8 protein-coding genes and 1 pseudogene are annotated in these 6,474 nt (G+C 69.1%); 5 read left to right on the top strand and 4 right to left on the bottom strand.

The annotated features are described in order from the left end of the window. Positions 1-240 (bottom strand): AAA family ATPase (locus tag ACNFOC_RS48845; RefSeq protein WP_521986901.1); only part of this gene is annotated, 240 nt, incomplete at its 3' end. Between the two features lie 210 nt (positions 241-450). Here ACNFOC_RS48845 and ACNFOC_RS48840 point away from each other — a divergent pair. From ACNFOC_RS48840 to ACNFOC_RS48820, 5 genes and pseudogenes are all read left to right on the top strand, one after another. Beyond that, positions 451-834 carry a hypothetical protein gene (locus ACNFOC_RS48840; protein ID WP_416965447.1) on the top strand — a complete coding sequence of 128 codons (384 nt, stop codon included), beginning with the start codon at positions 451-453 and terminating at the stop codon, positions 832-834. Between the two features lie 21 nt (positions 835-855). After that, positions 856-1,149, top strand: a pseudogene (locus tag ACNFOC_RS48835) (Scr1 family TA system antitoxin-like transcriptional regulator); the annotation flags it as partial. Next, positions 1,070-1,252, top strand: coding sequence for a DUF397 domain-containing protein (locus tag ACNFOC_RS48830; protein ID WP_416965446.1), 183 nt, complete (start codon positions 1,070-1,072; stop codon positions 1,250-1,252). The pseudogene ACNFOC_RS48835 and the gene ACNFOC_RS48830, both read left to right, overlap by 80 nt. Before the next feature lie 95 nt (positions 1,253-1,347). Next, a complete protein-coding gene (locus ACNFOC_RS48825; RefSeq protein WP_416965445.1) occupies positions 1,348-2,340 on the top strand; it encodes a dioxygenase family protein in 993 nt (330 codons plus the stop codon). 120 nt (positions 2,341-2,460) lie between these two features. Next, positions 2,461-3,816 (top strand): pectate lyase family protein, encoded by a 1,356-nt coding sequence (locus ACNFOC_RS48820; RefSeq protein ID WP_416965444.1) that lies wholly within the window; start codon positions 2,461-2,463, stop codon positions 3,814-3,816. Between the two features lie 22 nt (positions 3,817-3,838). On the opposite strand, the gene ACNFOC_RS48815 is transcribed toward ACNFOC_RS48820, so the two are convergent. From ACNFOC_RS48815 to ACNFOC_RS48805, 3 genes are all read right to left on the bottom strand, one after another. Then, entirely contained in the window at positions 3,839-5,233 is a 1,395-nt protein-coding gene (locus ACNFOC_RS48815) for a VCBS repeat-containing protein (RefSeq protein ID WP_416965443.1), read from the bottom strand. Between the two features lie 148 nt (positions 5,234-5,381). Beyond that, positions 5,382-5,858: a hypothetical protein gene (locus ACNFOC_RS48810; protein ID WP_416965442.1), complete on the bottom strand. Its 477-nt coding sequence runs from the start codon at positions 5,856-5,858 to the stop codon at positions 5,382-5,384. A gap of 31 nt (positions 5,859-5,889) precedes the next feature. After that, the coding region (locus tag ACNFOC_RS48805) for a TetR/AcrR family transcriptional regulator (RefSeq protein WP_416965441.1) at positions 5,890-6,474 on the bottom strand (585 nt) is incomplete at its 5' end.

Here is a 6,474-nt window from a genome sequence, read left to right as displayed (position 1 = left end):
CTCCCTCAGCTCCGCGGTGAAGTCGGCGATCCCTTCGACGGGGGAGGCGCCCTTGGTGGCGGTGAAGAAGACGTACGGCACCGCCGCGCCGTCGCAGAACTCCTGCACGAGCCGAGACTTCCCCACCTGCCGCCGCCCCCGTATGGCCACGGCGACGCCGGTGGCGTCCGCGGAGACGCGGGCGAGGCGCTTGCGGAGGAGGGCCAGCTCGGCGTTACGGCCGACGAAAGGGGTGGGCATGGGGACTCCACGACGAGGTAGCCGAGCCGATGAGTAGTCTATGTAGTTTGAGTATACGTAGATTGAATCTACCTAAAACCCCGAGGCTCATGGAGGGCTCATGGCGAGCACACAGACGGATCGACGGTCTCCCACAGTGGCGGGGAGTGTCATGGGGCATAGGGGTCGGATCGGCTCGTCCCGTGAACCACGTGAGGTCTGGAGGAAACGATGGGATTCGTTGTGCTGGCATTGCTGTTGATCGCGGGGGCGGTGTTCGCGGTCGTCGTGCTGAGGCGCTCGCAGGGTGGCCGGGACCGGTCGGACCTGTCCGATCTCGACGCCGAGGTCGAGGCGAGCGGTTCGGTGCTGCGGCTCGGCGCGAGCCTGACCGTCCCCGAGGCGAGGGTCTGGGCGGGCGCCGACGAGTCGGTGACGCGGGCGCTGACGAACGCCGTCGAGTGCCACCGGGCCGCCGCGGCCCAGCTGACCACGGCCCGCACGGTGACGGAGTACACCCAGGCGGCCCGCACGGCGCAGGAGGGTCTCGCGTACGTCGCCACGGCGCGGGCGGCGCTGGCCAGCGAGCCGGCGTTGGCGGACTCGGCGGCGTAGGAGCGGGGCAGGTCCAAGTACACGGCGGTATTGCACGAACCGGTGCTGCGTACTCGGGTCGCGAACCGGCGTGTGGCACGGGCTCAGCTTGATGCCGTACTGGAACGGTCTGACATGCCTGGCGTCGCGGTACGGGTGGTCCCGTTTGACGTGGACGGCTTCGCGGGTGCGAGTGCGGAGCTCCTGTATGCCGGCGGTCGGGTGTCCTCCATCGTCTGGCGAAGGAGCTGTAGACGTGATCCAGTGGCAGAAGCCGACCTTCTCCAGCGGAAGCGACGGGGCCAACTGCGTGGAAGTGGCAGCCCCAGAAGGTGAGTTGCTTCTCAGGGAGGGTGACGACCCTGCCCGGATACTCTCCGTCGCCCCCACCACCCTCGCCGCCCTCCTCCACCGCATACGCGAGCAGCGCACCTCATGATCGGCGACCGCCCAGGCAGACGGTGACTTTGGGATTCATGGGAAAACACAGCTCACACCCATGTTTCTTACAGTTCTCTTACCTAGCGTCCGGGCATGACGGGAAACGAAACAGCCAACGAGTCGTCGGACCAACCGCGTAACCAATCCCCCGCGCACAAACGGGACTTGACCCGACGCAAGGTCGTCGTCGCGGGCGGGGCCGCCGTCGCCGCGGTGGGTGTGGGGGGAGGGCTCGCCGCGAGTGCGTTCGCGGACGGCGCCGCCTCCCCCGGGTCCGCGAAGGGCACGCCGAGCGGTGGCGAGGCGTGTTACACGCTCACCTCGGAGACCACCGAGGGGCCGTACTACATCGACGCCGACAAGATCCGGCAGGACATCACCGAGGACGAGGTGGGCATTCCGCTGACCCTCACCCTCACGGTGATCGACGCGGAGACGTGCAAGCCGCTCCGGAACGCGGCCGTCGACATCTGGCACTGCAGCGCGCTCGGCATCTACTCCGGCTATGAGGCGATGAGCAGCGGTGGAGGCGGTGGCGCTCCCACCGACGCGCCCTCGGGTACGCCGACCGACGCGCCGTCGGGCACCCCTACCGGCGAGCCCCCCTCCGGCGGAACCGGTGGCGGTCACTCCGAGCCGACCGACGACGAGCGGTATCTGCGCGGCACCTGGAAGACCGACAAGCGCGGCCAGGTCACCTTCAAGACGGTGTTCCCGGGGTGGTACCAGGGCCGTTGCGTCCACATCCACGTCAAGGTGCACGTCGACGGCGAGTGGACGGACGCCGGGTACGAGGGCGGGCACACCTGCCACACCGGCCAGCTCTTCTTCGACGAGAAGTCCGTGCTCGCATCCGCGACGGTCGAGCCGTACTCCACCAACACCACCACCCGCACGACCCTCACCGAGGACACGATCTACCCGCAGAACGGCCACGAAGGCGGCCTGCTTTACCTGGAGTACGACAAGAAGCGCATCGCCAAGGGGGTCCGCGCCCACCTGACGATGGGTGTCGCCCCGGACGAGACCCACGACAGCACGGACACCCAGCCGAGCGCATCGGCGTCGGCATCCGCGTCCTCGTGAGCGATCGGCCGTAGGCAGTAACTGTGCGCAGGATCAAGAAAGTTGGCGGCTCGCGGCAACCTTCTTGATCCTGACGGCCACTGAGGAGTCGTAACCCCTCGCCGCACCAAAGGACTTCCCGTGGCCACTCCTTCCCACCGCCGTTCCCTCCGCGCGCGCCGCACGATCGTCGTCACCGCCGCCGCGACCGCCGCAGGCATCGGTGCCGGGTTCCTCGTGCTGAACGCGAACGCCGCCAGCACCACCGCGACCGTCGACCTGTACCACCAGACGCTCGCCGCCAAGGACGGCTGGGCGTCCTCCGGTACCGGTACCACCGGCGGCGCGAAGGCCGACGCCGCGCACACCTTCACCGTGAGCACCCGCGCCCAGCTCGTGAAGGCGTTGGGGTCCGCGAGTGACACCACTCCGCGGATCGTGAAGGTCAAGGGGACGATCGACGCCAACACCGACGACTCGGGGAAGAAGGTGAGCTGCGCCGACTACGCCTCCGGGACCGGGTATTCGCTGGCCGCGTATCTCAAGGCCTTCGACCCCTCCACCTACGGCACCTCCAAGCTGCCCTCCGGTACACAGGAGAAGGCGCGGGCGGCGGCGCAGACCAAGCAGGGGAAGAACATCATCTTCCGCGTGCCGGCCAACACCACCGTCGTGGGCGTGCCCGGCACCAAGGCCGGGATCACCGGCGGCATGCTGCAAGTACAGGGCGTGGACAACGTCATCGTGCGGAACCTGACCTTCGCCGCCACCCAGGACTGCTTCCCGCAGTGGGACCCGACGGACGGGGACAGCGGGAACTGGAACTCGCAGTACGACGCCGTGACCTTGCGCGGTGCCACGCATGTCTGGGCGGACCACAACACGTTCACCGACGCGCCCGGCCTCGACACCTCCGACCCCACCTACTACGGGCGCCAGTACCAGATCCACGACGGCGACCTCGACATCACCAAGGGCTCGGACCTGGTGACCGTCGAGCGCAACCAGTTCACCAACCACGACAAGACGATGCTCATCGGCAGCAGCGACACCGACAGCGTCGGCAAGCTGCGCGTCTCCATCCACCACAACGTGTGGAAGGGCATCGTGCAGCGCGCTCCGCTGGCCCGGATCGGCCAGATCCACATCTACAACAACTTCTACGACACCACGAACCTCAACGGGTACGTCCTCCAGTACAGCGTCAACTCGCGGGCCAAGGCCCAGGTCGTCGCCGAGGACAACTACTGGAAGATTCCCGCCAGTCAGAAGGTGAGCAAGCTGTTCAGCGGTGACGGCACCGGGTCCATCGCCGGTGGCGGCAACCTCGTCAACGGAACCGCCACCGACCTCGTCGCCGCCTACAACGCCGCCAACTCCAAGAAGCTGAAGACCACCGTGAACTGGACGCCGACCCTCACAGCCGGTCTGGAGACGTCGGCGAAGAATCTGCCGACGGAGCTCGCGACCACGACCGGGGCCGGCGTCCTCAAGTAGCCGATGGAGAAAGGCCGTTGCCTCAGATCAGCCAGAGGAGCCCGTACCCACCCAGGGCCGTGTCGCTCTTCTGGGTGAGGCCGACCGCAGGTCCGGTGAACAGCTTGGTGCCCGTGGCCGTCGGACGGGAGGTGCCGCCGGGGAAGACCCAGACGGCGCCGGTGGCGTTGTTCTCGTAGGCCGCGCTCACGAACAGCTCGGGCTTTCCGTCCTTGTTGACGTCCCCGACCGAGACCGTCGTACCGAAGAAGTCGTCGGTCTCGGAGGCGCCGGGGACGCCTGTGGTGTCCTGGGTGAAGGAATAGGAGCCGGTGCCGAGCGCGCCCGTACGTCGGCCCGGGATCACGGTCACCGAACCGGCTCGGCTCTTGCCGGCGACGCCTTCGGTCGGGGCGCCGACGACGATGTCGGCGAGCCCGTCCCGGTTGAGGTCGGCCACGGTCAGGGCGCCGCCGAACTCGTCGTCCTTCTCGCTCGCGCCGGGCACCCCGGCGGTGTCCTGGGTGAGCTGCACGGGCTCGGCGGTCGCCGCGATGCCCTTCGCCGTGCCGTAGTAGACCAGGACGCGTCCGCCCAACGCGCCGTCCACACCTGCGACATCGGGCTCCCAAGGGTCGCCGACGACGAGGTCGGTGTACCCGTCGCCGTTGACGTCGCCCGAGGCGGCGATGAGGCCGTTGCCCCGCTTCGGCTGCATGACGGTGGTGGACGGGTCGACGTAGACCTCGCCACCGCTCAGGTCGCTGAGGCCCTGGGTGGTGACGGCCAGGTCGAGCACCGTGTCGCCGTCGAAGTCGCCGAGCGCGACGCTCGCCGGAGAGGCGGTGTTCTGGTCGGGTACGGCCGAACCGTAGGTGCCGGTGCGGCTGAACGGTCCCTTGAAGACCAGGGAGTCCGATCCCGCGACCGCGACCTGCGTCCTGCTGCCCGCGCCGATGCTCAGAGCGGCCAGGTCGGTGCCGTACCGCTCCAGGTAGTCCGACGGCGCCGGCAGGTCGGTGCCCGTCGTCAGCCCGCTCTTGCCGCCCCACAACACGGTGACCAGGCCCGCGTCCTTGCCACGGGTCGTGTCCTCGGACGGCGCGGAGACCACGAGGTCCGCGTAGCCGTCCCGGTTGAGGTCGGCCGTCGCGGTGGCGGAGCCGAACCCGTCACCCGCCTCCGCGGTGCCCGGTACTCCGGCGGTGTTCTGGGTGATCGTCTTGCGGTGGGTGGCCGAGATCCCCGACTTCGAGCCGTACAGGATGACGACCGCGCCCGCCCCTTCCTTGCCGGACACGTTCGCGCCCGGCGCCGGCAGGACGGCGTCGCGGTACCCGTCGCCGTTGAAGTCGCCGGGAACCGCGCCGTGCACCGCGAACGCGGGCGCGGCGGGCAGCAGCGAGCCGACGGCCAGCGCCACGATCACCGTCGCCACGGCTCTCCATCTGCCCCTGGACATCCCTGACTTGACCATGTGAGTCCCCTCCCACCCCGGGCGCATCCCCTGTGCGCCGACAACTGACGCGCAGTGTAAAGGCTCTGGCTGTGCGGGAGTTGGGGCGGGGACGGCCGAGCTGAGGGGCTCAGCCGTCGTACGTGCCGTCCCACGGCGGCCCGAAGGCGTGCCGGTCCGGGTACAGCTCCGCCCAGCTGCCGTCCTCGTCCTCCTCCACCAGCAGGCCGAACAGGACGCCGTCCACGGTGCGTTGGAAGGGGCGGACCGCGATGTCGGTGTAGCTGCGGCGGGGGAGGGCGCGGAGCAGTTTCGCCAGGTGGATGCGGGCCTGCGAGAGGACCGAGTCGTCGCCGTGCGGGGCGCGTTGCTGCTCGGCCCAGGTGCCGGCGCACCAGATCTCCGAGTCGCGGTAGCGGCCCGCGGCATCGAAGGTGTGGAGCACCGTGTAGAGACGTTTCTGCTCTTCCCAGCCGTCGTCGGGACGGAAGCCTTGGGGGAACGCGTAGGTGACCGACGCCAGGAACTGGCCGTCCGCGTAGCGGCCGACGGCGCCGCTGCGTTGATTCGGCTCGTAGGCGATCGGAATGACCTCGGGGACTGCCATGGCGGAACCTTACGGGTTGGCGCGAACACGTCTACGACGGGGTCGGTCGGCGAGACCGCATGACCGCGCCGAGTTGCCCCTGGGACAAGGGTGGCACCTCGATGGGGTGGGCGGCACCGGCCCGCAGTCCGTCGAGGAAGAACGCCAGGCAGCGGCGCCAGGTGTCGGGCGCCGTCTCCATCGATTCCCGGATCACCTGGGACATCGCCCAGATCAGGGTGACGAGGTCCTGCGGTTCGAAATCGGGGCGCAACTGCCCGCTGTCCCGGGCGCGTTGGATGATCAGCTCGGTGTGCCGGAACCCCCGGTGACAGGCCTTCTCGACCTCCCCCGCGGCCCGGAACCGTTGCGCCAGCGCGTCGTTGAGACCCCGGTCCCCGGCCTGGAGCGCGAACAGCCCCTCGACGAACCCGACGAACCCGTCCCACGCGTCCGGCGCGGCCAGCGCCGCCTCGGTGACCCGCTCCAACTCCCCCAGCCGCTCAGGGAAGATCGCCTCCCAGAACGCCTCCCGGGTCGGGAAGTGGTTGTACAGCGTCCCGATGCTGACCCCGGCCCGCCGGGCGATCTCCTCCAACGGCGCGTCCAGACCGCGCTCACCGAACAACTCCGTTGC

Source organism: Streptomyces colwelliae (assembly GCF_048158785.1).
Taxonomy (GTDB): Bacteria; Actinomycetota; Actinomycetes; order Streptomycetales; family Streptomycetaceae; genus Streptomyces.
Note: the sequence above shows the minus strand (reverse complement) of the source record. Positions and strands in the feature narration are given on the sequence as shown.

Bases quoted from the DNA above. Each gene is read 5' to 3' on its own strand.
- ACNFOC_RS48840 (WP_416965447.1), top strand. From the start codon at position 451: ATGGGATTCGTTGTGCTGGCATTGCTGTTGATCGCGGGGGCGGTGTTC.
- ACNFOC_RS48825 (WP_416965445.1), top strand. From the start codon at position 1,348: ATGACGGGAAACGAAACAGCCAACGAGTCGTCGGACCAACCGCGTAAC.
- ACNFOC_RS48810 (WP_416965442.1), bottom strand. From the start codon at position 5,858: ATGGCAGTCCCCGAGGTCATTCCGATCGCCTACGAGCCGAATCAACGC.